Below are 1,465 nucleotides of genomic sequence, written 5' to 3' on the forward strand. Positions count from 1 at the left end.
ACGGTCCCGACTGGGAGACCGGTGATCTGGGAACGAAGTTCCAGCAGCAGCGTCACGCACAGCATGTCGCCGCCATCCACCACCAGATCTGGCTTTACCGGAATCATTTGGCCTGTATGTGTTGTGCGGCTTGGATGATCGCGTGAGCGGCCAGCGTGACGTCGTCGCGGGTGGTGGTGCGGCCAACCGAGAACCGGATGGCGCTGGCTGCCCGTCCGGCGCTCAGGTTCATGGCAGCCAGCACCGGGGAGCTGATGCTGCCGTCATGGCAGGCCGATCCGGTCGACGCCGCGACCGACGGGCATACCGCGAGCAGATCCGCCCCGTTGATGCCGTCGATGGAGACGTTGAGGGTGTTAGGCAGCCGAAGATATGGGTGCCCATTGAGATGCAGGCGCCGCCCGAACGCGTGCTGTAGCAGCTGGTGCAGCTCATCGCGCAAGGCCGTACACTGAACCTGTTGTGCCGCAACATGCTTTTCCGCGAATACGGCTGCGGCACCAAGCCCGGCGATACCCGCGACGTTCTCGGTACCCGACCGCAGCCCGCGTTCCTGGCCGCCGCCACGGATGACCGGTGAAACCTGCACATTGTCGCGAAGGTAAAGGGCGCCAGCGCCTTTCGGGCCGCCAAATTTGTGTGCGGCCACGGTCAGCAGATCCACACCCAGCTCATCGACGGTGAACGGGAGCTTGCCAGCGGTTTGGGCGGCGTCGGTATGAAACAGCGCCCCGGCCGCATGGGTCAGGGCGGCGAGTTCGGCGATGGGCTGGATTGTGCCGGTCTCGTTGTTGGCGTGCATCACCGACACCAGCAACGTGTCATCGGACAGCGATGCGGCAAGGTCTGCCGGATCAACCAGGCCGTACTCGTCGACCGGCAGAATCGTGACCCGGATGCCTCGGGCGGTCAGGGCTTTGCAGGTTTCCAGGACAGCGGGATGCTCGGTGGCCTGAATGATCACCTGACCGGTGCGGCCAGCGACAATGCCGTTAATTGCCAGGGTGTTGGCTTCGCTTCCTGACCCGGTGAACACGATCTGCTCTGGTTGCGCACCAAGCAATCCGGCAAGCTGCAGGCGTGCGGTGTTCACTGCATCGCGGGGGGCATGGCTGTAGAGGTGGCTGCTAGACGGGTTGCCGAAATCTTCTGCCAGATAGCGGGTCATGACGTCGAGCACGCCGGGCGCCAAGGATGTGGTCGCGTTGTGGTCAAGGTAAACCGGAACCGTCATCGCTGACTGCCTGTGCCCGTGGCGATGGGACGCCCGGCCAGGCGCCATTCGCTCACCCCATCGGTCAGCCGAGAGGCGTTGCGGCCATGCCGTTGCAGGATCTCCACGGCCTCGTGGGCGAACACGCAGTACGGTCCCCGGCAGTACGCGACGACTTCTGGCCCAGCCGGGATTTCGCCGAGCCTGTCTTCGAGTTCATCAATCGGAATGTTGATCGCACCTGGAAGGTGT

Annotated in this window: 2 protein-coding genes; both read right to left on the reverse strand. The window is 64.0% G+C overall.

What is annotated here, in order from left to right; all coding sequences use genetic code 11:
- Positions 1-103: 103 nt before the first annotated feature.
- Entirely contained in the window at positions 104-1,234 is a 1,131-nt protein-coding gene (locus tag A3E1_RS0125575; RefSeq protein ID WP_020523639.1) for a cysteine desulfurase family protein, read from the reverse strand.
- Positions 1,231-1,465, reverse strand: a 235-nt coding sequence (locus tag A3E1_RS42035; RefSeq protein WP_040391819.1) for a rhodanese-like domain-containing protein, incomplete at its 5' end; no start/stop codon positions are given. The genes A3E1_RS0125575 and A3E1_RS42035, both read right to left, overlap by 4 nt.

Origin of the sequence: Catelliglobosispora koreensis DSM 44566 (assembly GCF_000379685.1) — a bacterium.
Taxonomy (GTDB): Bacteria; Actinomycetota; Actinomycetes; order Mycobacteriales; family Micromonosporaceae; genus Catelliglobosispora; species Catelliglobosispora koreensis.